A 25648-nucleotide genomic window follows, 5' to 3' on the forward strand; every position below is an offset into this window, starting at 1 on the left:
CTGCCAAGAAGCGTGTTAAGTTTAACCACACTGCATATAGAACTTGCCCGAAGTTTTAAATCTAAAGAGTTTGAATCTAAAGCTATACTCTGTGTCGAACCACTGGCGTTGAAAGTAAACTGAACTCAGCCCGTGTTTTGGCAATCAAACGGTTTTGCAAAAATCATTTTTAAGGTACCTTCGATCTTCAACCGTCAATGCGTGCGCCCGATGTAAGCCATTTCTTACCGCGACGGCTCTGCGCCCGGTGATCGAACGTCCAGTAAACAGGCACGCATCTCGCTGCCATACCATTCACGATACAAGTTCGAGACATACCCCGAGTTTAAGAACCCACCACTATGAATCTTACCGAATTAAAGAATACGCCGGTTTCTGAGCTGATTACTCTCGGCGAAAATATGGGGCTGGAAAACCTTGCCCGCATGCGCAAGCAGGACATTATCTTCTCCATTCTGAAGCAACATGCGAAAAGCGGAGAAGATATCTTCGGCGACGGCGTGCTCGAGATATTGCAGGATGGATTCGGTTTCCTCCGCTCTGGAGACAGTTCCTACCTCGCCGGTCCCGACGACATCTATGTATCCCCTAGCCAAATCCGCCGCTTCAACCTCCGCACAGGTGACACCATTTCCGGTAAGATTCGTCCGCCAAAAGAAGGCGAGCGCTATTTTGCCCTGTTGAAAGTCAACGAAGTCAACTACGACAAGCCGGAAAACGCCCGCAGCAAGATCCTGTTCGAGAACTTGACGCCGCTGCACGCCAATTCCCGTCTGCGGATGGAGCGCGGCAACGGCTCGACCGAAGACCTGACGGCGCGCGTACTGGACCTGGCGGCCCCGATAGGCCGCGGCCAGCGTGGCCTGATCGTGGCACCGCCGAAAGCCGGTAAAACCATGCTGCTGCAGAACATTGCGCAGAGTATCGCTTACAATCACCCAGACTGCGTGCTGATGGTGCTGCTGATCGACGAACGTCCGGAAGAAGTGACCGAGATGCAGCGCCTGGTGAAAGGTGAAGTGATCGCATCGACCTTCGACGAACCGGCTTCGCGCCATGTACAAGTGGCCGAAATGGTAATCGAGAAGGCCAAACGCCTGGTTGAGCACAAGAAAGACGTGATCATTCTGCTTGACTCCATCACCCGTCTGGCGCGTGCCTACAACACCGTGGTACCGGCTTCCGGTAAGGTGCTGACCGGTGGTGTGGACGCCAACGCCCTGCATCGTCCGAAGCGTTTCTTCGGTGCGGCACGTAACGTGGAAGAGGGCGGCAGCCTGACCATCATCGCGACCGCGCTGGTTGATACCGGTTCGAAGATGGACGAAGTGATCTACGAAGAATTTAAAGGTACCGGCAACATGGAATTGCACTTGGCGCGTAAAATCGCCGAGAAACGCGTATTCCCGGCGATCGATTACAACCGCTCCGGTACCCGTAAAGAAGAGCTGCTCACCACCTCTGAAGAGCTGCAAAAAATGTGGATCCTGCGCAAAATCATTCATCCGATGGGTGAGATTGACGCGATGGAGTTCCTCATTAATAAGTTGGCGATGACTAAAACCAACGATGAATTCTTCGATATGATGAAACGCTCATAATTCGTTAAAAAATTCGCTGAACGCCACGCCTAGTCGTGGCGTTTTTCGCTTTTGGCGGATACGATAAGTAGCAGTAATGGAAAAGTAAGTTGTTTCCTCGACTTATTGAGAATTCATCTTGTTTGTCGGTCGGCGTTGCGTCGGTCGGCTTTGCTGCTGTCGTTTTGTCAGCCGATGCGAAGAAAATAGGCATGAATCACCGTTGTCATAGGAAATGACCGAAAGGTGGCGGGGGCCGATGGCACAAGCTATTGCCCGTGGTAAGCTGCCTTATCTTCTACAGAGATCTGTTAACTGTGAACTTACTCACTATGAGTACTGAAATTCTATTTGTTTTCCTGTTTTCTTTGGCTTTTCTCTTTGTTGCCCGCAAGGCGGCAAAACGTATTGGTCTGGTAGATAAACCCAATTATCGCAAACGCCATCAGGGGCTGATTCCTCTGGTCGGCGGTATTTCCGTTTATGCCGGATTGTGCTTCGCATTTTGGATCTCCGAACAGCCTATCGCGCACGCCAAGCTTTACCTCACCTGCGCCGGCATTCTGGTGTTTGTGGGCGCGCTCGACGATCGTTTTGACATCAGCGTTAAGATCCGCGCCCTGGTGCAGGCGTTGGTCGGCATCGCCATGATGGTGTTCGCCGGTCTGTATCTGCGCAGCTTCGGCCATGTGCTGGGCGACTGGGAGATGTTGCTGGGGCCGTTCGGCTATTTGGTGACGCTGTTCGCGGTATGGGCGGCGATCAACGCCTTCAACATGGTCGATGGCATTGATGGCCTGCTGGGTGGGCTGTCATGCGTTTCCTTCGGCGCGCTGGGTCTGTTGCTGTACCTGAGCGGTCACCATGAGATGGCGTTCTGGTGCTTTGCGATGATCGCCACCATCGTTCCCTATATTTTGCTCAACCTCGGCATCCTCGGCCGCCGTTATAAGGTGTTCATGGGGGATGCCGGCAGTACCCTGATCGGCTTTACCGCCATTTGGCTGCTGTTGCAAAGCTCGCAGGGCAAGGCACACTCGATTAACCCGGTGACTGCGCTGTGGATCATCGCTATTCCGCTGATGGACATGATAGCAATCATGTATCGTCGTTTACGCAAGGGGATGAGCCCCTTCTCTCCCGATCGTCAACATATTCACCACCTGATCATGCGCGCCGGCTTTACGCCACGGCAGGCTTTCGTATTGATCACCCTGGCGGCCGCATTGCTGGCGGCGGTGGGCGTGATCGGCGAACGCCTGACTTTTATCCCTGAGTGGGTTATGTTGGCATTATTCTTGCTTGCATTCTTCCTGTACGGTTACTGCATCAAGCGCGCCTGGCGGGTTGCGCGGTACATTAAGCGTATCAAGCGCCGGCTGCGGCGTTCGGGCGATAACAAGCAAGTACCTTAACCAGAGACCAGAGGCTTTTTGGCTGTGATGAATCCAGAAACAACGTCTGACAAGCATACCCCGGCGGTGGATAACGAACTCGATATCCGCGGCCTGTGCTGCACCCTGTGGCGCGGCAAACCGTGGATAATCGGCATTGCGGTGCTGTTCGCGGCGGTCGCGCTGATCGTCTCTTATCTGGTTAAGCAAGAATGGAGCGCGACCGCAATCACCGACAAACCCACGGTGAATGCGCTGGGCGGTTACTACTCCCAGCAACAGTTCCTGCGCAATCTGGATGTGCGCACGTTGCCGGCGACGGCGGGCGATCAGCCGAGCATCGCGGATGAAGCGTACAATGAGTTCATCATGCAACTGGCGGCTTACGATACGCGTCGCGATTTCTGGCTGCAGAGTGATTATTACAAGCAACGTCAGGAAGGGGATGCCCGCGCCGATGCGGCGCTGCTCGACGAGCTGATCAACAACATCCTGTTCACGCCGCGTGACGACAAAAAAGTCCCGAACGACGGCGTGAAGCTGACGGCGGAAACCGCCGCGGACGCCAACCGCCTGCTGCGTCAATACGTGGCTTTCGCCAGCCACCGTGCTGCTCTGCACCTGAACGAAGAGATCCAGGGGGCATGGGCCGCTCGCACCACCTCGATGAAGGCGCAGGTCAAGCGTCAGGAAGCGGTGGCAGAGTCGGTTTACAAGCGCGAGCTGAATACCACGCAGCAGGCGCTGAAAATCGCTGAAAGCCAGGGGATTAGCCGCACGCAAACCGACACTCCGGCCGAGCAACTGCCGGATTCGGATCTGTTCCTGCTGGGCCGGCCAATGCTGCAGGCACGTCTGGAAGGCCTGCAGGCCTCCGGCCCGACCTACGATCTGGATTACGATCAGAACCGCGCGATGCTGGCGACGCTGAACGTTGGCCCGACGTTGGATGAGAAGTTCCAGACCTATCGTTATTTGCGCACGCCGGAAGAGCCGGTAAAACGTGACAGCCCACGCCGGGTATTCTGGCTGATTCTGTGGGGCGCGATGGGCGCTTTGGTTGGCGCGGGTGTTGCCTTGGCGCGTCGGCCGCGTAGTTAAAAAATAATATAATAATCTGATGCAGGGCGCGTGAGCTCCCCATTCGCAGGCGGTGCCTGCGATTAACCGACCAAAAGAGATTCGCTGTGAAAGTGTTGACTGTTTTCGGCACCAGACCTGAAGCCATTAAAATGGCGCCGCTGGTACATGCACTGGCCCAGGATGAGGCCTTTGACGCAAGAGTCTGCGTAACGGCACAGCATCGTGAGATGTTGGATCAGGTATTGCGGTTGTTTGAGATCACGCCGGATTACGACCTGAACATCATGAAACCCGGCCAGGGGCTAACGGAAATCACCTGTCGCATCCTGGAAGGGTTGAAAGGGGTGCTGGAAGACTTCAAACCGGACGTGGTGCTGGTGCACGGCGATACCACCACCACGCTGGCGACCAGCCTGGCGGCGTTCTATCAACGCATCCCCGTTGGGCATGTCGAGGCCGGGCTGCGTACCGGCAATCTGTATTCTCCCTGGCCGGAAGAGGCCAACCGCAAACTGACCGGCCATCTGGCGATGTACCATTTCGCGCCAACCGAGAACTCGCGCCAAAACCTGTTGCGCGAGCTGCTGCCGGACAACCGTATTTTCGTGACCGGCAATACGGTGATCGACGCGCTGTTCTGGGTGCGCGATCGCGTGATGAGCGATGCTGCGCTGCGTGCTGGCCTGGCGCAGCGTTACCCGTTCCTCGATGCCGACAAAAAACTGATTCTGGTCACCGGCCATCGCCGGGAAAGCTTTGGCGGCGGTTTTGAGCGGATTTGCAGCGCGCTGGCGGAGATCGCCCGCAGCCACCCGGAAGTGCAGGTGGTGTACCCGGTGCATCTCAATCCGAATGTCAGCGAGCCGGTGAATCGTATTTTGAAAGGCATCGACAACGTCATGCTGATCGAACCGCAGGATTATTTGCCGTTTGTCTATCTGATGACTCACGCTTACATGATCCTGACCGACTCCGGCGGCATTCAGGAAGAGGCGCCCTCGTTAGGCAAGCCGGTGCTGGTGATGCGCGACACCACCGAGCGCCCTGAGGCGGTAGATGCGGGCACGGTGCGCCTGGTCGGCACCGATGTGGCCAAAATTGTTGAAGCGGTGACCCGGCTGTTGACGGACGAAAGCGAATATCACGCGATGAGTCGGGCGCACAACCCGTACGGTGACGGGCATGCCTGTCAGCGTATCCTCGAAGCTTTAAAGAATCATCAGGTGAAACTATGAGTTTTGACACTATTTCGGTTATCGGCCTGGGTTATATCGGCTTGCCAACGGCGGCGGCGTTTGCCTCCCGCAAGAAAAAAGTGGTGGGTGTAGATGTTAACCAACATGCGGTAGATACCATTAACCGCGGCGCGATCCACATCGTTGAGCCGGATCTGGATAAAGTGGTCAAGGACGCCGTCGACGGCGGGTTCCTGCAGGCGGTGACCAAACCGCTGGCGGCCGATGCGTTCCTGATCGCGGTGCCTACGCCTTTCAAGGGCGACCATGAGCCGGATCTGGCCTATGTCGAGGCGGCGGCGAAATCGCTGGCGCCGGTGCTGAAAAAAGGCGATTTGGTGATCCTTGAGTCCACTTCGCCGGTGGGCGCCACTGAACAGATGGCGGAATGGTTGGCGCAGGCGCGCAGCGATCTCAGCTTCCCGCAGCACGCGGGTGAAGCGGCGGACGTGAATATCGCCTATTGCCCGGAGCGCGTGTTGCCGGGGCAGGTGATGGTGGAGCTGATTCAAAACGATCGCGTGATCGGCGGCATGACGCCGAAGTGCTCGGCGCGCGCCAGCGAGCTGTACAAGATTTTCCTCGAGGGGGAATGCGTGGTCACCAATTCGCGCACCGCCGAGATGTGCAAGCTGACGGAAAACAGCTTCCGCGACGTGAATATCGCCTTTGCCAACGAACTGTCGCTGATTTGCGCCGAGCAGGGGATCAACGTCTGGGAGCTTATCCGCCTGGCAAACCGCCATCCACGGGTGAATATTCTGCAGCCGGGGCCGGGCGTCGGCGGTCACTGCATTGCCGTCGATCCGTGGTTTATCGTGGCGCAGAATCCGCAGCAGGCGCGCCTGATCCACACCGCACGCCTGGTGAACGACGGCAAACCGCTGTGGGTGGTCGACCGTGTGAAAGCGGCGGTGGCCGATTGCCTGGCCGCCACCGACAAGCGCGCGTCCGAGGTGAAAATTGCCTGTTTCGGCCTGGCCTTCAAGCCGAATATCGACGATTTGCGTGAAAGCCCGGCGGTAGAGGTGGTGCACCTGATCGCCGAATGGCACGTCGGCGAAACGCTGGCGGTGGAACCGAACGTCGAACAGTTGCCGAAGTCGCTGGCGGGCCATGTGACGTTGACGCCGATTGCCGAGGCGTTGCAGCAGGCCGATGTGATCGTGATGTTGGTCGATCACCAACAGTTCAAGGCCATCCGGCCGGAAGAGATTAAGCAAAGCTGGATTGTGGATACCAAGGGGGTTTGGCGTTGAAGCGTATCTTAGTCACCGGTGGTGCCGGTTTCATTGGCTCCGCAGTTGTGCGGCACATCATCGAGGCCACCGGCGACAGCGTGGTGGTGGTGGATAAGCTGACTTATGCCGGTAACCTCGAGTCGCTGGCGGTGGTGGCCGAGAGCGAGCGCTATGCTTTTGAGCAGGTCGACATCTGCGATCGCGCCGGGTTGGATCGGGTATTTGCCCAGTATCAACCGGATGTAGTGATGCACCTGGCGGCGGAAAGCCACGTCGATCGTTCTATCGACGGCCCGGCGGCCTTTATCGAGACTAACGTGGTTGGCACTTACACGATGCTGGAAGCGGCGCGCCATTACTGGCAGCCGTTGGCGGCGGAGAAGAAGCTGGCTTTCCGTTTCCATCATATCTCCACCGATGAAGTGTACGGCGACCTGCACGGCACCGACGATCTGTTCACCGAAACCACGCCCTATGCGCCGAGCAGTCCGTATTCCGCCTCCAAGGCGTCGAGCGATCATCTGGTGCGTGCCTGGTTACGCACCTACGGTTTGCCGACCCTCGTGACTAACTGTTCGAATAACTACGGTCCTTATCACTTCCCGGAGAAGTTAATTCCGTTGGTGATCCTGAATGCGGTAGCCGGTAAACCGCTGCCGGTATACGGCAACGGCGCGCAGGTGCGCGACTGGCTGTATGTCGAGGATCACGCGCGTGCGCTCTATCAGGTCGTGACCGAAGGCGTGGTGGGCGAAACTTACAATATTGGTGGCCACAACGAGCGTAAGAATATCGAAGTGGTACAGACCATCTGCGATCTGCTGGAAGAACTGGCGCCAAACAAACCACAGGGCGTGGCGCACTACCGCGATCTCATCATTTACGTGAAGGATCGTCCGGGCCACGACATGCGTTACGCCATCGACGCCGGCAAAATTGATCGTGAGCTGGGCTGGCGGCCGCAGGAAACGTTCGAAAGCGGCATTCGCAAAACCGTGGTTTGGTACCTGAACAACGAGGTATGGTGGCGCCGGGTGCAAGACGGTTCTTATGCCGGCGAGCGTTTGGGGCTGTCCGAGTGAATGTAGCGCAGTGCTGTCTTTATAAGGCACTGCGGATTTGGGAGCAAGTATGAAAGGTATTGTACTGGCTGGGGGTTCCGGGACGCGTCTGCATCCGATTACCCGCGGAGTCTCGAAACAGCTGTTGCCGATTTACGATAAGCCGATGATCTATTACCCGATGTCGGTACTGATGCTGGCGGGGATCCGCGATATTTTGATCATCTCGACCCCGGAAGATCTGCCGTCCTTCGAGCGTTTACTGGGTAACGGCGAACAATTCGGCATCAATCTCAGCTACGCTGCGCAGCCTAAGCCTGAAGGCCTGGCCCAGGCGTTCCTGATCGGCGAGGAGTTTATCAACGGCGATTCTTGCTGCCTGGTGTTGGGCGATAACATCTTCTTCGGCCAATCTTTCAGCCCGAAATTAAAAACCGTCGCGGCCCGCACCGAGGGGGCCACCGTATTCGGTTATCAGGTCATGGATCCTGAACGCTTTGGCGTGGTGGAGTTTGACGATAACTTCCGTGCGTTGTCGATCGAAGAAAAGCCGAAGAAACCGAAATCCGATTGGGCGGTGACCGGTCTGTACTTCTACGATAGCCAAGTGGTGGAGTTTGCCAAGCAGGTGAAGCCTTCCGAGCGCGGCGAGCTGGAAATCACCAGCATCAACCAGATGTATCTGGAGCGCGGTGAACTGACCGTCGAGCTGTTGGGACGTGGTTTCGCCTGGTTGGACACCGGGACTCACGACAGTCTGCTAGAAGCCAGCAGCTTCGTGCAGACGGTCGAGAAACGTCAGGGCTTTAAAATCGCCTGTCTGGAAGAGATCGCCTGGCGCAACGGTTGGCTGGATGATGAGGGCGTCAAACGTGCCGCCCACTCCTTGTCCAAAACGGGCTATGGCAAGTATTTGCTGGATTTACTGCATGTGCGTCCACGCCACTATTGAGCCTTTGGCGTGGGAAAGCGAGTTTTTCGCGCTAGACAGCGCGAAACTCAGCTTTTCCTCCTCAGCCCCGGTTCTGGCTGAGGCCGACTTGGCGGCTTATGCCTTGGTGCAGGCCAAAGTCCCCGCTCAGCACCTTGCGTTGGCGGACGGTCTGGCTGATTTGGGATTTCGCCTGGTTGAGGGCGAGGTCGATCTGGTTCTGGCTCTTGAGCATGATCACGTGGTTGAACCGGGTTTCGTCGCCCAGACGTCCCGCCTGGCGGCAGAAGCCGATATCCCGGCATTGCGCACCGCGGCGGCTCAGGCGTTCACCGTCAGCCGCTTTCGTACCCCCTGGTATCAACCTGATGACAGCGGCCGGTTTTATGCTTTGTGGATCGAAAAGGCCGTTCTGGGTACCTTCGATCATCAGTGCCTGTTGGCGCTGGACGAACAGGGGCGGCCAGAGGGATTTGTCAGCCTGCGTGACATTGGCGGCCAGGAAACGCGCATCGGCCTGTTGGCGGTTTTCCCCGGCGCATCTGGCCGTGGCGTGGGCGCCAGGCTGATGACGGCGGCGCTGGCCGAATGTCGGCGGCAAGGGATGCAGCGCCTACGGGTCGCGACCCAGATAAGCAATATCGCCGCATTACGACTCTATCAACGACAGGGTGCCGTGATTGAAAGCACCGCGTACTGGTTATACAGAGGTAGACATGATTCCATTTAACGCTCCACCGGTTGTTGGCACTGAACTGGAATATATGCAGGCTGCTATGGGCAGCGGTAAGTTGTGCGGCGACGGCGGCTTTACCCGTCGCTGCCAGCAGTGGATGGAACAGCGTTTCGGCAGCGCGAAAGTGTTGTTGACGCCTTCCTGCACCGCGTCGTTGGAAATGGCCGCCATCCTGCTGGATATTCAGCCGGGTGACGAAGTGATCATGCCGAGCTTTACCTTCGTTTCAACCGCCAACGCCTTTGTGCTGCGCGGTGCCAAAGTGGTGTTCGTCGACCTGCGGCCGGACACCATGAACATCGACGAAACCAAAATCGAAGCGGCGATCACCGATAAAACCCGCGCGATTGTGCCAGTGCACTATGCCGGCGTTGCCTGCGAGATGGATACCATCATGGCGCTGGCGAAGAAATATAACCTGTTCGTGGTGGAAGACGCCGCGCAGGGTGTGATGTCGACCTACAAAGGCAAGGCATTGGGCACCATTGGCCATATTGGCTGCTTCAGCTTCCATGAAACCAAAAACTACACCGCCGGCGGCGAAGGCGGCGCGACGTTGGTGAACGATCCGGCCCTGATCGATCGGGCGGAAGTCATCCGCGAGAAAGGCACCAACCGCAGCCAGTTCTTCCGTGGCCAGGTCGATAAATATACCTGGCGCGACATCGGTTCCAGCTATTTGATGTCTGACCTGCAGGCCGCTTACCTGTGGGGCCAGCTGGAAGTGGCGGAACGCATCAACCAGCGCCGTTTGGCACTGTGGCAGAAGTACTACGACAGCTTCCTGTCGTTGGCAAAGGCCGGCCGCATCGAACTGCCGAGCATCCCAGCCGACTGCGTGCATAACGCGCACATGTTCTATATCAAGCTGCGTGATATCGAAGAGCGCACGGCCTTTATCGACTACCTGAAGGAAGCCGAAATCATGGCCGTGTTCCACTATATCCCGCTGCATGACTGCCCGGCCGGCGAACAGTTTGGCCGCTTTGCCGGCGAAGATCGTTACACCACGCAGGAAAGTGCGCGTCTGGTGCGCTTGCCGCTGTTCTACAATATGTCTGATGTCAATCAGCGTACGGTAATCAATACCATCCTGAGCTTCTTTGCCTGATATGTCGTTGGCAAAAGCATCGATATGGACCGCCGGCTCCACGCTGATCAAAATTGGCGTGGGGCTCTTGGTGGTGAAACTGCTGGCGGTAGCGTTTGGCCCCAGCGGCGTGGGGCAGGCGGGTAACTTTCGCCAGTTGATCACCGTGCTGGGCGTGCTGTCCGGCGCGGGTATTTTTAACGGTATAACCAAATACGTTGCGGAGTACCATCAGGATCCGCAGCGTTTGCGCCTGGCGGTCGGTACCGCGTCGAGCATCGTGCTGGGCTTTTCGACCTTGCTGGCGCTGGTGTTTCTGTTCGCCGCCGAACCGATCAGCATCGGGCTGTTCGGGCATGCCGATTACGTCGGCGTGGTGCGCGCCGTCGCTTTCATTCAGATGGGCATCGCCTACGCCAACCTGTTCATGGCGGTGCTGAAAGGCTATCGCGACGCGATGGGCAATGCGCTGGCGGTGATCGGCGGTAGCCTGATCGGCGTGGTGGCATATTACCTGTGCTTCAAGCTGGGCGGCTATGAAGGTGCGCTGGCGGGGCTGGCGCTGGTGCCGGCGTTGGTGGTGCTGCCGGCCGGGCTGATGCTGTGGCGGCGCAAAACGCTGCCGCTGTGCTATTTGGCGCTGCGTTGGGACAAACGGGTGGCCGGTAACCTCGGCAAATTCACCGTCATGGCGTTGATCACCTCGGTGACGCTGCCGGTGGCCTACGTCATGATGCGAAACCTGCTGGCCGCGCATTACGGTTGGGATGAGGTGGGGATCTGGCAAGGCGTCAGCAGCATTTCCGATGCCTATCTGCAGTTTATCACCGCCTCGTTTACCGTCTATCTGCTGCCGACGCTGTCGCGGCTGACGGACAAGGGCGCCATCTCGCGGGAGATCGTGCGCTCGCTGAAATTCGTGCTGCCGGCGGTAGCGGCAGCGAGCTTTACGGTCTGGGTGCTGCGCGATTTCGCTATCTGGCTGCTGTTCTCGGATAAATTCGTCGCCATGCGCGATCTGTTTGCCTGGCAACTGGTGGGCGACGTGCTGAAAGTCGGGGCTTATGTATTCGGCTATCTGGTGATCGCTAAAGCGTCGCTGCGCTTTTATATCCTGACGGAAGTCAGCCAGTTTCTGCTGCTGACGCTGTTCTCGCACTGGCTGATCCCGCAGCACGGCGCGCTGGGGGCGGCTCAGGCCTATATGGCAACCTACATCGTGTATTTCGCGCTCTGTAGCTGCGTGTTTCTTATTTATCGTAGACGAGTATGACCACACTGATTCACGTTCTGGGATCCGATATCCCGCATCATAACCAGACGGTGCTGCGCTTCTTCAACGACGTGCTGGCGCCGCGTTTGCCGGCTGAGCAGACGCGGCATTTTATGGTGGCGGCCAAGGATGTGGCGGCACTGGGGGATTTCCCCGCCCTGAATATTGAGCCTTACGCCGATAAGAAAAGCCTGGCGGCGGCGGTGATCGCCCGCGCCCAGGCCGATCGCGCTGCGCGCTTCTTCCTGCACGGCCAGTTCAATCCGGGGCTGTGGCTGGCGCTGCTGAGCGGCAAGATCAAGGCGCGTCAGATCAGTTGGCATATTTGGGGCGCCGATCTGTACGAAGACGCCACCAGCTGGAAATTCAGGCTGTTTTATCTGCTGCGCCGCATTGCCCAGGGGCGGGTGGGGAATGTATTTGCTACCCGCGGCGACGTGATTCACTACCAGCAGCGCCATGCGCGGGTACCGGCTTCGCTGCTGTACTTCCCGACCCGCATGGATCCGGCGCTGACCGACGTTCACGTCGAGAAAAACCTGGCCGGGCCGATGACGATTCTGGTGGGCAACTCCGGCGATCGCAGCAATCGGCATATCGAAGCACTGCAGGCGATCCATCAGCAGTTCGGCGCCGACGTGCGCGTGATCCTGCCGATGGGCTATCCGGCCAATAACGACGCTTACATCGAGCAGGTGCGTGCCGCCGGATTGCCGCTGTTCGGCGAGAAAAATCTGCAGCTGCTCACGCAGCAGGTGGCGTTTGAAGACTATCTCAACATCCTGCGCGCCTGCGATCTCGGCTATTTCATTTTCAATCGCCAGCAGGGGATAGGCACCCTGTGCCTGCTGATTCAGTTTGGCGTACCTTTCGTGCTCAGCCGGCAAAACCCGTTCTGGCAGGACTTGGCGGAACAGCACCTGCCAGTATTGTTCTACGGCGATTCTCTCGACGAGGCGGTAGTGCGCGAAGCGCAGCGTCAGCTGGCGGCGGTAGATAAACAGGCGATCGCCTTCTTCAATCCGAACTATGTCGACGGCTGGCAGCAAGCTCTGGCGCTGGCGGCGGGAGAGCACTCATGACGTTGGCGCAATTCGGCGGCCTGTTCGTCGTCTACCTGGTCAGCCTGACGTTTATTCTGACGCTGACCTACCAGGAGTTTCGGCGCGTGCGCTTTAACTTCAACGTCTTCTTCTCGCTGCTGTATTTGCTGACGTTTTATTTCGGCTTCCCGCTGACCTGTCTGCTGGTGTTTCAGTTTGACGTCGAGGTGGTGCCGGTGGAGTTTCTGCTGTACGCCTTGCTGTCGGCGACGGCGTTTTACGCCATCTATTACGTCACCTACAAGACCCGGCTGCGCAAGCGCCGCTCTCAGCCGCGTGCGGCGCTGTTCACCATGAACCGGGTGGAAACCCATATGACCTGGGTGCTTCTGGCCCTGGTGGCGATCGGGACCGTGGGTATCTTCTTCATGCAGAACGGCTTCCTGCTGTTCAAGCTCAATTCCTACAGCCAGATCTTCTCCAGCGACGTGTCCGGCGTGGCGCTCAAACGGTTCTTCTACTTCTTCATTCCGGCGATGCTGGTGGTCTATTTCCTGCGGCAGGATCTGCGCGCCTGGTTCTTGTTCCTGGTGGCGACGGTGGCGTTCGGCATTCTGACCTACGTCATCGTCGGCGGCACCCGCGCCAATATCATCATCGCCTTCGCGCTGTTCCTGTTTATCGGCATCGTGCGCGGCTGGATCACGCTGTGGATGTTGGCGGCGGCCGGCATATTCGGCGTGGTCGGCATGTTCTGGCTGGCGTTGAAGCGCTACAGCCTGGACGTCAGCGGCGCGGAAGCGTTTTATACCTTCCTCTATCTGACCCGAGACACCTTCTCGCCGTGGGAAAATCTGGCGCTGCTGCTGCAAAATTACGACAAGATCGATTTCCAGGGCCTGGCGCCGATCCTGCGTGATTTCTACGTCTTTATCCCAACGTGGCTATGGCCGGGCCGGCCGGACGTGGTGCTGAACTCAGCCAACTATTTCACCTGGGAAGTGCTGAACAATCACTCCGGGCTGGCGATTTCCCCGACGCTGATCGGTTCACTGGTGGTGATGGGCGGCGCGCTGTTTATCCCGCTCGGCGCGATTCTGGTGGGCATGATCATCAAGTGGTTCGACTGGCTGTATGAGTTGGGTAAAACCGAACCGAACCGCTATAAGGCGGCCATTCTGCAAGGCTTCTGCTTCGGTGCGGTGTTCAACATAATCGTATTGGCGCGTGAAGGGGTGGACTCATTTGTGTCGCGCGTGGTGTTCTTCTGCATTATTTTCGGCGCCTGTCTGGTGCTGGCGAAGTTGCTGTATTGGCTGTTCGATACCGCCGGGCTCATCAAGGCCAGAGTGACGCGCGCCCGCGCGCTGGCGTCTCCGCCTCGGGCGAACGGTCTTTTGTAAGGGTAATGAGAACGATGGAAACAAAGATTTCGGTGCCGCAGTATGAGCTGCGCGGTTTCAGCCTGTGGGGCTTTCGCGATATGGCGCACTGCATGGACTTTCTGTTCGACGGCGGCCGGGTCAAACAGGGCACGCTGGTGGCCATGAACGCGGAAAAGATCCTGAAGGCGGAAGAGGACCCGGCGCTGCATGCGTTGCTGGATGAGGCGGAGTACAAGTACGCCGACGGCATCAGCATGGTGCGCTCGATTCGCCGCAAATACCCGGCGGCGGACGTTTCGCGCGTTGCGGGCGCCGATCTGTGGGAAGCCTTGATGCAGCGCGCCGGTCGTGAAGGCACGCCGGTCTTCCTGGTCGGCGGCAAGCCGGAGGTGCTGGCGGAAACCGAGCAAAAGCTGCGCAGCCAGTGGAATGTCAACCTGGTGGGTAGCCAGGATGGCTATTTCAAACCGGAGCAACGTGAGGCGCTGTTCGAGCGTATTCGCGCCAGCGGTGCCGCTATCGTGACGGTGGCGATGGGATCGCCGAAGCAGGAGATCCTGATGCGCGACTGCCGCAAGGTGCATCCGCAGGCGCTGTACATGGGCGTGGGCGGCACCTACGACGTCTTTACCGGCCACGTGAAGCGTGCGCCCAAGGTGTGGCAGAACCTCGGTCTGGAGTGGCTCTACCGCCTGCTCAGCCAGCCCAGCCGCATCGGCCGGCAGTTGAAGCTGTTGAAGTTTGTCGGCTACTACTACAGCGGCAAGATGTAACCTCTACATCCGGGGCGGAAAGTGCTGTTCCGCTCCGGTCTGCTGTACCAATAATCTGCTTTTGCACGTTTCTCCCGCATATCTATAACCCCCAGCCCTAAACGCAGCCGCATTTATTCCATAAAGTTTTAAATTGCGGTTTGCTTATAGCGGCGAAATGCGAAACGATACCGCCCGGAAATTATCCCCGGCCGCTGAAGCCTGATGCGACAGCACTGAACGATGTTCTTCTCACGGTAACTTCGCTCCGACTACCCGTTGATGCCAACCCGAACGGCAGGGGATGATTTATTCTTTTAATAATGACAATAACGACCGGCAGCGGCCGGCAGGCAAACACAACCCGAGAAAAATTATTGAGGATTTATGGCACACAAAGAGAAACCGCAAGGGCTACACCGGGGCCTTGAGGCCCGGCACATCGAGCTTATCGCTCTGGGGGGCACCATCGGCGTCGGCCTGTTTATGGGTTCGGCCAGTACGCTGAAATGGGCCGGGCCGTCGGTGCTGCTGGCTTACATCATCGCCGGGCTGTTCGTGTTTTTCATTATGCGTTCGATGGGGGAGATGTTGTTCCTCGAGCCGGTCGCCGGGTCGTTTGCCGTTTACGCGCATAAGTACATGAATCCCTACTTCGGTTACCTGACCGCCTGGGGCTACTGGTTTATGTGGATCGCCGTTGGTATTTCTGAGATCACCGCCATCGGGGTGTATGTGCAGTTCTGGTTCCCGGAAATACCGCAGTGGGTGCCTGCACTGATCGCCGTGGCGATGGTGGCGCTGGCCAACCTGGCGGCGGTGCGCCTGTACGGTGAGCTGGAGTTCTGGTTCGCCATGATCAAGGTCACCACCATCATCGTGATGATTCTGGTGGGGCTGGGGGTGATCTTCTTCGGTTTCGGCAACGGCGGTGAGCCTATCGGTTTCGCCAATCTGACGGCGCACGGCGGTTTCTTTGCCGGTGGCTGGAAAGGCTTCCTGTTTGCGCTGTGCATCGTGGTGGCGTCCTATCAGGGGGTTGAGCTGGTAGGCATCACCGCCGGGGAAGCCAAGAACCCGCAGGTGACGCTGAAACGCGCGATCAACAATATCCTGTGGCGCATCCTGATCTTCTATGTCGGCGCAATCTTCGTCATCGTGACCATCTTCCCGTGGAACGGCATCGGCACCACCGGCAGCCCGTTTGTGCTGACCTTCGCCAAGATCGGCATCGTCGCCGCCGCCGGCATTATCAACTTTGTGGTGCTGACCGCCGCGCTCTCCGGTTGCAACAGCGGCATGTACAGCGGCGGCCGCATGCTGTACGCCCTGGCCAAGAACCGCCAACTGCCGGCGGCGTTGACCAAGCTTTCCGCCAGCGGTGTGCCGGTGAACTGCATCGCCGTCACCATCGCCTGTCTGTTGGTGGGGTCCGCGCTGAACTACATCATCCCGAATCCGGAGCAGGTGTTCGTGTATGTCTACAGCGCCAGCGTGCTGCCGGGCATGGTGCCGTGGTTCGTGGTGCTGATAAGCCAGCTCTATTTCCGCCGTGCCCATAAGGAAGCGATCAAAACCCACAGCTTTAAGTCGATCATGTTCCCGTATGTGAACTATCTGACCATCGCTTTTCTGGTTTGCGTGTTGGTCGGCATGGGAATCAACCCAGATACGCGAATTTCCCTGCTGGTCGGGGCGATTTTCTTAGCCGGCGTCAGCCTGTGCTACTTCGCTTTCGGTATGCATAAGAAACATCATCCGGCTGAAAATCGGGTAGAAACGCGGCAATAAACGGTGAAAAGGGGCTACGGAGTGCGCTTTCCTGCGCAGGAGTGAGCAAAGCGTAATCAAACGCAACATTTCTGCGAAAAAGCACTAGACAGGATTGGCGTAAATCCGTAGTATCCCCTCCCGCAACGGCGCTACGCGCCCGTAGCTCAGCTGGATAGAGCGCTGCCCTCCGGAGGCAGAGGTCTCAGGTTCGAATCCTGTCGGGCGCGCCATTAAGTTTGTGCGCAGGAGCTGCGGTGGTAATATTACCGCGTGAGTAAGAAGAAGTAGTAATGGTGGCTATAGCTCAGTTGGTAGAGCCCTGGATTGTGATTCCAGTTGTCGTGGGTTCGAGTCCCATTAGCCACCCCACTTCCTAACGAAGTGAAGATTTAGCAGTATTTTGTGACAGTGCGAAGGTGGCGGAATTGGTAGACGCGCTAGCTTCAGGTGTTAGTGTTCTTACGGACGTGAGGGTTCAAGTCCCTCTCTTCGCACCACGCAAAATATCTGATAAATATAAGATTTATATGGACAACGGTCTGATAAATCGGGTAGTATGAGCAACACAAATCGGCGAGTAGCGCAGCTTGGTAGCGCAACTGGTTTGGGACCAGTGGGTCGGAGGTTCGAATCCTCTCTCGCCGACCACTTTCAAAGAAACCGACGCAAGTCGGTTTTTTTACGCCTGCAGTTTATGAGGATGAGTACCTCCGCAGGAGGTTCGAGCCTCGCGAAGCGAGACAACGTTGCTTTAGCAACGGCCCGTAGGGCGCGCATCAACGATGCGCGTAATCCTCTCTCGCCGACCACTTTCAAAGAAACCGACGCAAGTCGGTTTTTTTACATCTGCCGTTTATGAGAGCAAGTTTTCTCAGCATGACGAAGCTAATACCGACAAGCCCGTGCAGCAATGCGCGGGTTTTTTGCGTATCGAAGGATGGGCATTTTGTCTCTGCTGGCAAGCGTGTTGGTTTTCAGCGACAACGCCATCCAGCGCTGTCGTCAGGTTGAGACAAATAATTCATTGATTTAAAAAGATAAAGTTGGCTTTGGCTTAAGTCGTCGTTTTGAGGCGACATCCTGATAACGGCCGCTGGCAAGGAATGCCAGGAAGTGGTTTGCAACGCAAAGGATGGAATTAAATAAAAATCAATATTTTCAATATCTTGAATTCTATTTTCTTATGGGGATGGACTCAATATAAAAGTTGGCACGCCAAATGCTATATCTATAGCGTAGATGCTCATTCCACCTCTTATGTTCGCCTTAGGCTTCATAAACCCTGGGAATGACGCAGAGCCGATTTAGGGTGCCTATCGCCCACGAGAACGATGACTAACCCGTCATCACGCTCAGGGCAGAACGTTGAGTGAGGCACCGCCCCTGTTGTCCTAGACCTGATTGCTTCTTTATACACTTGCCATACGGCAAGTGTTTTTTTTTGCGCCACAGAAAAACCCTGAGCAAAAAAAAGCGCGGCATCGGGGCCGCGCTCTTCTCTCTCGGGCAGGGCGTTATTCGCCGCCGTTCTGTTTCAGCGTCAACATCAGCCCCTCACGCCGCATCTGCGCCGCTTCATCCGAACGATGCAGTTTCTCCAGCGTATCGGCCAGCCAGGCGTAATCGTAGGCGTCCGGACGCTGTTTCAGCGCTTCGCGGAAGGCGTCGGCCGCTTGCTGCCACTCGCCGTGCTTCATCAGCAGTTGCCCCAGCGTGCTGTTTAACAGCGGCGTCGCGCCGTGTTGTTTCATCTGCTGACGCAGCGCTTTCTCAAGCTGCTCGGGGTTGCCGGACTTCAGCCGCGGCAGCAACAGCACCAGGCGCTCGTCGTATTGGCGCTTCAGGCTGTCGAGCACAATCTCCTGCGCCAGTTCGTGGTCGTTGCATTCGATCAGGTGTTCCACCATCGCGATTTGCAGCGGCACCTCGTGACGCGTCTTGCGGCTCTGATCTTTCCACCAGCGCTTCAGGCCTTCGCTGCCTTCGTCCGCCATCGCCTGATTCATCAGCCCGATATAAGCCTGTTGCTGCAATGCCTGCAGCTGCTCTTCGCTGTGCAGTTCGATTTTACGCATCGACGGCAGCACTTCCAGCAGCGACGCGTAGGCGCCGGTGCGCAGATAGGCTTGTTCCGCCAGGCGCAGCACTTCCGGATGGCGCGGCGCCTGGTTCAGCAGGCGATCGACGCCGTGGCGCGCGGCGTGGTTCTCGCCCTGCGCCAGCTGGATGCGAACCCGGGTGATATCCACCGGCAGCTGATCGGTGTCGGCGGCTTCGGCGGCGCGTTCCAGATATTGATTGGTACGGAAGTCATCGCCGCGTTGCTGCGCGGCCTCGGCGGCCAGCAGGTAGTTCACCACCGGCTGTTCAGCGTGATCGGCGTTGCGCGTCATCAGCTTCTCAACCTGCTTATAGTCGCCTTCCGCCAGTTTGATCAGCGCGGCTTTGGTTTGCTGGCGCGCGCGGGTGCGCTTGCGGCCGATAAACCAACCGCGCGTGCGGGCGCCGGTACGGAAGATGCGGCGCAGGATCCACTCGATCGCCAGCAGCACCACGAACAGCAGCACCAACATGATCACCAGGCCGGTGACGCTGGTTTCGATATTGTAGTTATCGGTCTGGATCAGCACGTAGCCCTGATGCCCGGCCAACATCGGCCCGAGCACCACGCTGGCGATCACCACCAGGAACAGAAATAGCACGCGTAACATGGCTTAACCCTCCTGGTGAGCGGCAGGGGACTGGGTCATCAGGTTGCGCACCCGGGTCTGCATCACTTTTTCGAGCAGCGGCTGGCTTTTCAGCTGATCCGGCACGTCCATCGAGATCGACTGTTGGCTCAGGTTATCCAGCTCTTCCAGGAAAGCCTTGGTCGCCGGATCGGTGGTGTCGAAATAGGCGCGCACCCAGGTGGAGACGGTTTCCAGCGATTGCTTGTAGGTCTCGTTCTGGTGGCGTGGGATGGCCTGTGCGGCCACCAGCAGGCGCGAACGGATATTTTCGCGCAGGTAGATGTCCTGGTTCGGCGCCAGCAGCGGTTCGGCGCTGGTATCGCGACGGCGGATGGTGATGAAGTCAGCCATGAAATTGCGCCAGCTCTTGGCCAGGTTCTGCCGCCATTCGCCGATCGAGCCGGAGAGCTCGCTGCTGTTTTGATCCATCGGCGCTTCGTCGGTGTCGTTATCGGCCAGGCGCAGGTTATCCACCTGGTTGGACAGCTGATTGACCTTGAGGATGATGCCGTCGTAATCGACCTGGGTCAGCGTAGAAAGCGTGCTGATGTCTTCGGTAATGGCGCGGCGCACGTCGAGCAGGCTAGGATCGTTCATGTCCGCCAGGCTGGCGTCGGCGCTTTTCAGCAACGCGGCGGCGCTGGTCACGTCTTGATCGCTCCACAGCTTGCGGCCGGCCATTTTCACCAGGAAATCGGCCTGCGCCAGCAGCCAGGTTTTGGCGTCGCTGCCGGAGATGGTCGCCACTTTTTCCTGCAGCTCGCTCAGTTGACGCGCCAGATTCGCCTGCTCGCGATCGGCGGCGTCCAGGGTTTTACCCTGCTGCTGCAGCAGGCCTTCCAGCGCATTTCTTTCCTGCTGTTGGCTCTGCTTCACGCCTTCAAGCTGCTGCTGCAGCGCCTGATTGGCGGCGATCAGCTGTTGCGCCTGCTTGTGCGTGTGGTAATAGCCGCCCGCGCCGAGGGCGATGACCAGCACGATAGCGATCGCGCCGAGCACCGGGCCGGTGTTCTTGCCTTTGCGGCTGGCAGCGGCTGGCTGCTGGGAGCTCTCAACCGCGGTGGTTGGCTCTTCAACCGGGGCGGCTGGGGTATTTTGTTCCGTCATAGTGGCACATCCCATAGTCAGATTATTGTAGCGCGCGGATCAGCGCGTCATTATCGGCGTTGTCAGCTACCCGAATCGTACGCCAGCCCAAATCCCGGGCGAGGGTAGCCAGGCGTTCGCTCACTACTACCAGGCGGCAACGCAGCAGCCATGAAGAACGATAGTAATCAGGAACTAAAGTATAGAGCTGTTGTAACATTTCACCGCTGGTCACCACCAGCGTATCCACACCGGCACGCTGCCAGTGGGCGCTTTGCTCGCTGCCGTCGTAGTGCACCGGGCTGCGTTGATAGCATTCATAATAGCTGACGTCGGCGCCGCGCTCGCTCAGCGTTGTGCCCAGCAACTCGCGGCCGCCGTTGCCGCGTAAAATCAGCGCGCGTTTGCCCGCCAGTTTCTGCAGCGCCGGCAGCAGCAGCAGCGTTTCGCTGATCTCGCGCTCGCGCGGGTATTCCACCGGCAAACTGCTGATGCGGTGCAGCGCCAGTCCGGTGGTACGGCCAATGGCGTAATAGGCCAGGTGAGCGGGCCAGCTCAGTCCGGCGCGGCCGATGACCGAATCGGCATAGTTCACCGAATGCTGCGACAGCACGAATACCAGATCGCCGGCGTTCAACTGCTGCAACGCCTGCGGCAGCTGCGGCAGATCGCTGCCGGGGGCGAAGTCGATCAGCGGTGCATGATAGGCAACCCGGCCGAGTGCGCGCAGCCGGCTCACTAACCGCTCTCCCGAAGGCGATGGGCGGGTTACCAGGATCGTCATGCCGGCGGATTTCCCTGATAAACCTCGCGCAGGATCTCGCGCGCGCCGCGCGCCAGCAGCTCTTCCGCCAGCTCAACGCCCATCCGTTCAGCCTCGGCGGCCGGGCCGCGGCGTTCGCCGCGCACCATCTGGCTGCCGTCCGGCGCGCCGACCAGGGCGCGCAGCCACAGGCTGTCGCCATCCAGTTCGGCATAGCTGCCGATCGGCACCTGGCAGCCGCCTTCCAGGCGAGTGTTCATCGCCCGTTCGGCGCGCACGCGGGTTTCGGTAGCCGCATGGTTCAGCGGCGCCAGCAGCGCGCGGGTGACGCTGTCGTCGAGACGGCATTCAATGCCGACTGCACCCTGGCCGACCGCCGGCAGGCACTCTTCGGCGCTCAGCGGGCTGCGGATGCGTTGCTCCAGCCCCAGGCGCTTCAGGCCGGCCACCGCCAGAATAATCGCGTCGTAGTCGCCGTTGTCCAGCTTGGCCAGGCGAGTGCCGACGTTGCCGCGCAGGTCGCGTACGATCAGGTCCGGGCGGCGTTCGCGCAGTTGGCACTGGCGGCGCAGGCTGGAGGTGCCGACCACGCTGCCCTGCGGCAGCTGATCGAGCGAGGCGAAACGATTGGAAACAAAAGCGTCGCGCGGATCTTCGCGTTCGCAAATGGTGGTCAAACCGAGGCCGGCAGGGAAATCGACCGGCACGTCTTTCATCGAGTGCACGGCGATGTCGGCGCGGCCTTCCAGCAGCGCGAGCTCGAGTTCTTTAACAAACAGGCCTTTACCGCCGACTTTCGCCAGCGGCGTATCCAGAATAACGTCGCCGCGCGTCACCATCGGCACCAACTCGACCTGCAGGCCGGGATGGCTGGCCATCAGACGTTGCTGCACATAATGTGCTTGCCAGAGTGCAAGCGGGCTTTGTCGGGTGGCAATTCGAATAATTTTGTCTAACATGCTTGTTACCGTTTTTATATTTCGCCATCCATCCTACCACTGAGAGCCAATACTGTCAGTGCAAGAAGCCGGAGGCGGAAAAAGGACAACGGAATCAAAGGGACGTGTGATGTGCTTTGGGGCAGTTAACACTGCGGGTAAATCGTTTAGGGAAGCGCTACAATAATTGTGAAGCGTTACCTCCTTTACGGTCAATCAGCAAGGTGTTAAATTGATCACGTTTCCAGCAATAAGTCGCCAAATATTCTTCTTACACTAACGGCGCTTATGGAATACGGGTTTTTTTCTAAACACCGGGATAATCAGGCGAGACGTCTTGTACCTCTACATCGAGACATTGAAGCAGAGACTGGATGCGATCAATCAGCTACGCGTCGATCGCGCCCTAGCGGCTATGAAGCCCGCGTTTCAACGGGTATACAGTCTGCTGCCCACCTTACTGCACCACCACCACCCGCTGATGCCGGGTTACCTGAACGGTAACGTTCCCCATGGCATTTGCCTCTACACGCCTGATGAAACTCAACAAGATTACCTGAACGATTTAGAAGACAAATGGGGCAGCCCGTTTGACAAGCCGGCCAGCGGCGAGCTGCCGATCACCGGCGTCTACTCGATGGGCAGCACCTCGTCTATCGGCCAAAGCTGCAGCTCGGATCTCGACATCTGGGTCTGCCACCAGTCCTGGCTGGACAACGAAGAACGCACCCGTTTGCAGCAAAAATGCAGCCTGCTTGAGAAGTGGGCCGCCTCGATGGGGGTGGAGGTCAGCTTCTTCCTGATCGACGAAAACCGCTTCCGCCATAATGAAAGCGGCAGCCTGGGTGGCGAAGACTGCGGCTCGACGCAGCACATCCTGTTGCTCGATGAATTCTATCGCACCGCTGTGCGCCTGGCTGGCAAACGCATCCTGTGGAACATGGTACCGGGCGAAGAAGAAGCGCACTACGATGAATACGTGCTGTCGCTGTACGCGCAGGGTGCGCTGACGCCGAACGAGTGGCTGGATCTCGGTGGCCTGAGTTCGCTGTCGGCGGAAGAGTACTTCGGCGCCAGCCTGTGGCAGCTGTACAAGAGCATCGATTCGCCTTACAAGGCGGTGCTGAAGACCCTGCTGCTGGAAGCCTATTCCTGGGAATACCCCAATACCCAACTGCTGGCGACGGACATCAAACACCGGCTGCATCAGGGTGAGATCGTCAGCTTCGGGCTTGATGCCTACTGCATGATGCTTGAGCGCGTGACCCGCTACCTGACCGACATCAACGACACCACCCGCCTCGATCTGGCCCGCCGCTGTTTTTACCTGAAAGTATGTGAAAAGCTGTCGCTGGCCAAGGCCTGCGTCGGCTGGCGACGCGAGATCCTCAGCCAATTGGTCAGCGAGTGGGGCTGGAGCGAAGAGCGTCTGGCGATGCTGGATAACCGCGCCAACTGGAAAATCGAGCGGGTGCGCGAAGCGCATAACGAACTGCTCGATGCGATGATGCAAAGCTACCGCAACCTGATCCGTTTCGCTCGCCGCAACAACCTCAGCGTCAGCGCCAGCCCGCAGGATATCGGCGTGCTGACCCGCAAACTGTACGCGGCGTTCGAAGCGCTGCCCGGCAAGGTGACGCTGGTGAACCCGCAGATCTCACCGGACCTGTCGGAAAACGATTTAACCTTTATTCACGTGCCGGTTGGCCGCGCCAACCGCACCGGCTGGTACCTGTATAATCAGGCACCGGCTATGGATTCGATCGTCAGCCATCAGCCGCTGGAATATAACCGCTACCTGAACAAGCTGGTGGCCTGGGCCTATTTCAACGGCCTGCTAACGCCGCAGACCCGCCTGCACATCAAGAGCGGCAACCTGTGCGACACCGCCAAGCTGCAGGAGCTGGTGGCCGACGTTTCTCATCACTTCCCGCTGCGCCTGCCGGCGCCGACGCCGAAAGCGCTGTACAGCCCGTGCGAAATTCGCCATCTGGCCATCATCGTCAATCTGGAAAACGATCCGACCGCCGCCTTCCGCAATCAGGTGGTGCACTTCGATTTCCGCAAGCTGGACGTGTTCAGCTTCGGCCAGCAGCAGCAGTGTTTGGTGGGCAGTATCGATCTGCTGTATCGCAACTCCTGGAACGAAGTGCGTACCCTGCATTTCAGCGGCGAGCAGTCGGTGCTGGAAGCGCTGAAGACCATTCTCGGCAAAATGCACCAGGACGCCGCGCCGCCGGAGTCGGTGGAAGTGTTCTGCTACAGCCAGCACCTGCGCGGCCTGATCCGCACCCGTATCCAGCAGCTGGTGTCGGAGTGCATCGAGCTGCGCCTGTCCAGTACCCGGCTGGAACCCGGCCGCTTCAAGGCGGTGCGCGTTGCCGGGCAGACTTGGGGGCTGTTCTTCGAGCGCCTGAGCGTGTCGGTGCAAAAGCTGGAGAATGCGGTGGAGTTTTACGGCGCCATCTCCAACAACAAGCTGCACGGCCTGTCTATCAAGGTGGAAACCGATCAGGTGCATCTGCCGCCGGTGGTGGACGGCTTCGCCAGCGAGGGGATCATCCAGTTCTTCTTCGAAGACACCTCAGACGACAAGGGCTTCAACATCTATATTCTGGATGAGTCGAATCGGGTGGAGGTGTATCACCACTGCGAGGGCAGTAAAGAGGAGCTGGTGCGCGACGTCAGCCGCTTCTACTCCTCGTCGCACGATCGCTTCACCTACGGCTCCAGCTTCATCAACTTCAATCTGCCGCAGTTCTATCAGATCGTGCAACTCGACGGGCGCACGCAGGTGATCCCGTTCCGCAGCAACGTGCTGTCCAGCCTGTGCGTGACGGTGGCCGACGGCGCCGCTCAGCCGCTGAAACAGCAGTTCCAGCTGCATTGACGCCGCAAGGGCTCGGTTGCCGAGCCCTGCTTAGCCTCAGGAAAAATGCAGTTCCTCGCCGGCCTGCGCGCTGGCCGCTTCGCTGAGCAGCTGATAAAACGGCTGCCCGCTGCGATCGCATAGCCAAACGCCGTCGCGGTAGTTGAAGTGATAACCGCCGGCCTTGGTGGCGAGCCACACCTGGTGCAGCGGCTCCTGGCGGTTGATGACGATTTTGGTGCCGTTTTCGAAGCTCAGCGTCATTACGCCGCCATTGGTTTCGTAATCGATATCCGCATCGCCGTCAAAATCGTCCAGTGTCTCTTCAATATTCAGCATCAGCTGGTCGGCCAACTGGTGAAACTCACTGTCGTTCATATTCAATTCCTATTGCTTTTCATGATCCACCTGCGATTATAGAGACCTTGGACGCATGAATTACAGGCATTAATGCAAATGAAAAAACAACTACGCTATGCGCTGATGGCAGTTCTGGTTACCGGCCTCGCCGGCTGCGGTCTGAAAGGCCCGCTTTACTTCCCGCCTGCCGATCCCGCCAGCCAGAAACCGGCCAAGCCGCCGGTGCAAACGGGCGATCAGGTGCAAAAGAACCAGCAGGAGCAGTCTGGCTCTCAGCAAAAACCGTCGATGGTTGACCAGTAAACCCCGGTTTGCGGTAGCGA

Annotated in this window: 21 protein-coding genes, 4 tRNA genes and 1 other RNA gene; 21 read left to right on the forward strand and 5 right to left on the reverse strand. The window is 58.2% G+C overall.

Annotated elements, in window-relative coordinates; translation table 11 throughout:
* The first annotated feature begins 341 nt into the window (after window positions 1-341).
* The 19 genes from rho (at window position 342) to ACJ8HA_RS15825 (ending at window position 17386) form a co-directional block, all read left to right on the forward strand.
* Window positions 342-1601, forward strand: coding sequence for a transcription termination factor Rho (gene rho / locus ACJ8HA_RS15735; RefSeq protein ID WP_004934188.1), 1260 nt, complete (start codon window positions 342-344; stop codon window positions 1599-1601).
* A 296-nt stretch (window positions 1602-1897) separates the two neighbouring features.
* Window positions 1898-2995, forward strand: a complete 1098-nt coding sequence (gene wecA, locus ACJ8HA_RS15740) for a UDP-N-acetylglucosamine--undecaprenyl-phosphate N-acetylglucosaminephosphotransferase (protein WP_025304855.1) — start codon at window positions 1898-1900, stop codon at window positions 2993-2995.
* 27 nt (window positions 2996-3022) lie between these two features.
* Complete coding sequence (gene wzzE, locus ACJ8HA_RS15745; RefSeq protein WP_033631474.1) at window positions 3023-4075, forward strand: ECA polysaccharide chain length modulation protein; 1053 nt, start codon at window positions 3023-3025, stop codon at window positions 4073-4075.
* Between the two features lie 86 nt (window positions 4076-4161).
* On the forward strand, window positions 4162-5292 hold the full coding sequence (gene wecB / locus ACJ8HA_RS15750) for a non-hydrolyzing UDP-N-acetylglucosamine 2-epimerase (protein ID WP_049295053.1): 1131 nt from the start codon (window positions 4162-4164) through the stop codon (window positions 5290-5292).
* Window positions 5289-6551: a UDP-N-acetyl-D-mannosamine dehydrogenase gene (gene wecC / locus ACJ8HA_RS15755; protein ID WP_197813059.1), complete on the forward strand. Its 1263-nt coding sequence runs from the start codon at window positions 5289-5291 to the stop codon at window positions 6549-6551. Before wecB ends, wecC begins: the two co-directional genes overlap by 4 nt.
* Entirely contained in the window at window positions 6548-7615 is a 1068-nt protein-coding gene (gene rffG / locus ACJ8HA_RS15760; protein ID WP_197813058.1) for a dTDP-glucose 4,6-dehydratase, read from the forward strand. The genes wecC and rffG overlap by 4 nt, the downstream gene beginning before the upstream one ends.
* A 49-nt stretch (window positions 7616-7664) precedes the next feature.
* Window positions 7665-8546, forward strand: a complete 882-nt coding sequence (gene rfbA / locus ACJ8HA_RS15765) for a glucose-1-phosphate thymidylyltransferase RfbA (RefSeq protein WP_049295055.1) — start codon at window positions 7665-7667, stop codon at window positions 8544-8546.
* Window positions 8524-9255: a dTDP-4-amino-4,6-dideoxy-D-galactose acyltransferase gene (rffC, locus tag ACJ8HA_RS15770; RefSeq protein ID WP_197813057.1), complete on the forward strand. Its 732-nt coding sequence runs from the start codon at window positions 8524-8526 to the stop codon at window positions 9253-9255. Before rfbA ends, rffC begins: the two co-directional genes overlap by 23 nt.
* On the forward strand, window positions 9242-10372 hold the full coding sequence (rffA, locus tag ACJ8HA_RS15775) for a dTDP-4-amino-4,6-dideoxygalactose transaminase (RefSeq protein WP_049203642.1): 1131 nt from the start codon (window positions 9242-9244) through the stop codon (window positions 10370-10372). The genes rffC and rffA overlap by 14 nt, the downstream gene beginning before the upstream one ends.
* Before the next feature lies 1 nt (window position 10373).
* Window positions 10374-11624 carry a lipid III flippase WzxE gene (gene wzxE, locus ACJ8HA_RS15780; protein ID WP_197813056.1) on the forward strand — a complete coding sequence of 417 codons (1251 nt, stop codon included), beginning with the start codon at window positions 10374-10376 and terminating at the stop codon, window positions 11622-11624.
* Window positions 11621-12706, forward strand: a complete 1086-nt coding sequence (locus tag ACJ8HA_RS15785; protein WP_099816935.1) for a TDP-N-acetylfucosamine:lipid II N-acetylfucosaminyltransferase — start codon at window positions 11621-11623, stop codon at window positions 12704-12706. Before wzxE ends, ACJ8HA_RS15785 begins: the two co-directional genes overlap by 4 nt.
* Window positions 12703-14070: an ECA oligosaccharide polymerase gene (gene wzyE / locus ACJ8HA_RS15790; RefSeq protein WP_043142238.1), complete on the forward strand. Its 1368-nt coding sequence runs from the start codon at window positions 12703-12705 to the stop codon at window positions 14068-14070. The genes ACJ8HA_RS15785 and wzyE overlap by 4 nt, the downstream gene beginning before the upstream one ends.
* A gap of 14 nt (window positions 14071-14084) precedes the next feature.
* A complete protein-coding gene (wecG, locus tag ACJ8HA_RS15795) occupies window positions 14085-14825 on the forward strand; it encodes a lipopolysaccharide N-acetylmannosaminouronosyltransferase (RefSeq protein WP_025304866.1) in 741 nt (246 codons plus the stop codon).
* Window positions 14826-15191: 366 nt separating this feature from the next.
* Window positions 15192-16595, forward strand: coding sequence for a bifunctional threonine/serine APC transporter ThrP (thrP, locus tag ACJ8HA_RS15800; protein WP_025304867.1), 1404 nt, complete (start codon window positions 15192-15194; stop codon window positions 16593-16595).
* Window positions 16596-16730: 135 nt separating this feature from the next.
* Window positions 16731-16807: transfer RNA gene (locus tag ACJ8HA_RS15805), tRNA-Arg, on the forward strand.
* A 63-nt stretch (window positions 16808-16870) separates the two neighbouring features.
* Window positions 16871-16946, forward strand: a tRNA-His gene (locus ACJ8HA_RS15810).
* A 41-nt stretch (window positions 16947-16987) separates the two neighbouring features.
* Window positions 16988-17074 (forward strand) — tRNA-Leu (locus ACJ8HA_RS15815).
* 74 nt (window positions 17075-17148) lie between these two features.
* Window positions 17149-17225 (forward strand) — tRNA-Pro (locus tag ACJ8HA_RS15820).
* A gap of 32 nt (window positions 17226-17257) precedes the next feature.
* A non-coding RNA gene (locus tag ACJ8HA_RS15825) (RtT sRNA) lies at window positions 17258-17386 on the forward strand.
* A gap of 705 nt (window positions 17387-18091) precedes the next feature.
* Here ACJ8HA_RS15825 and hemY read toward each other — a convergent pair.
* From hemY to hemC, 4 genes are read right to left on the reverse strand one after another with little or no spacing between them, the layout of a single operon-like run.
* The gene (hemY, locus tag ACJ8HA_RS15830; protein ID WP_004934228.1) at window positions 18092-19288 is read right to left on the reverse strand and encodes a protoheme IX biogenesis protein HemY; all 1197 of its coding nucleotides are present in this window, start codon (window positions 19286-19288) and stop codon (window positions 18092-18094) included.
* Between the two features lie 3 nt (window positions 19289-19291).
* Complete coding sequence (gene hemX, locus ACJ8HA_RS15835; protein WP_016929498.1) at window positions 19292-20416, reverse strand: uroporphyrinogen-III C-methyltransferase; 1125 nt, start codon at window positions 20414-20416, stop codon at window positions 19292-19294.
* Window positions 20417-20438: 22 nt separating this feature from the next.
* Entirely contained in the window at window positions 20439-21179 is a 741-nt protein-coding gene (gene hemD / locus ACJ8HA_RS15840; protein ID WP_025304868.1) for a uroporphyrinogen-III synthase, read from the reverse strand.
* A complete protein-coding gene (gene hemC, locus ACJ8HA_RS15845) occupies window positions 21176-22117 on the reverse strand; it encodes a hydroxymethylbilane synthase (protein ID WP_041037210.1) in 942 nt (313 codons plus the stop codon). Before hemC ends, hemD begins: the two co-directional genes overlap by 4 nt.
* A 316-nt stretch (window positions 22118-22433) precedes the next feature.
* Here hemC and ACJ8HA_RS15850 point away from each other — a divergent pair, with 316 nt between their 5' ends.
* The gene (locus ACJ8HA_RS15850) at window positions 22434-24986 is read left to right on the forward strand and encodes a class I adenylate cyclase (protein ID WP_019452546.1); all 2553 of its coding nucleotides are present in this window, start codon (window positions 22434-22436) and stop codon (window positions 24984-24986) included.
* 36 nt (window positions 24987-25022) lie between these two features.
* On the opposite strand, the gene cyaY is transcribed toward ACJ8HA_RS15850, so the two are convergent.
* A complete protein-coding gene (cyaY, locus tag ACJ8HA_RS15855; protein WP_004934237.1) occupies window positions 25023-25343 on the reverse strand; it encodes an iron donor protein CyaY in 321 nt (106 codons plus the stop codon).
* A 78-nt stretch (window positions 25344-25421) separates the two neighbouring features.
* Here cyaY and lptM point away from each other — a divergent pair, with 78 nt between their 5' ends.
* Window positions 25422-25628 (forward strand): LPS translocon maturation chaperone LptM, encoded by a 207-nt coding sequence (gene lptM, locus ACJ8HA_RS15860; protein WP_004934241.1) that lies wholly within the window; start codon window positions 25422-25424, stop codon window positions 25626-25628.
* Window positions 25629-25648 lie beyond the last annotated feature (20 nt).

The organism is Serratia sp. CY33802, from assembly GCF_052169095.1.
GTDB lineage: Bacteria > Pseudomonadota > Gammaproteobacteria > Enterobacterales > Enterobacteriaceae > Serratia > Serratia bockelmannii.